Below are 259 nucleotides of genomic sequence, written 5' to 3' on the forward strand. Positions count from 1 at the left end.
CCTGTAACGCCTCGGGATTTGGTAACGGCGACGAGGCAATGTTCAGTTCGTAGTCGTTGTTGTCTCCTCCATTAATGCTGAACACGTTAGACAGCGGTCTAGACCCATTAATTACAAGGCCCTCACCGCGGCGGCCAATATCCCCTGCGTGCATAACTCCGGGAAAAAACAAGAAAGAATCAAGTAACGTTCGCCCGCTGACAGTGCCAATAACCGGATAAGCTTCCGCCTGTTCACTAGTAATCGAGTACTTGAGAGT

General features: G+C 50.2%; 1 protein-coding gene. It reads right to left on the reverse strand.

Translation table 11 applies throughout. The features are described from left to right. Positions 1-259, reverse strand: a 259-nt coding sequence (locus ACLJNW_RS26295) for a hypothetical protein (RefSeq protein WP_410961521.1), incomplete at both ends; no start/stop codon positions are given.

This window comes from Salmonella sp. SAL4457 (assembly GCF_046548235.1).
Lineage (GTDB): Bacteria > Pseudomonadota > Gammaproteobacteria > Enterobacterales > Enterobacteriaceae > Salmonella > Salmonella enterica.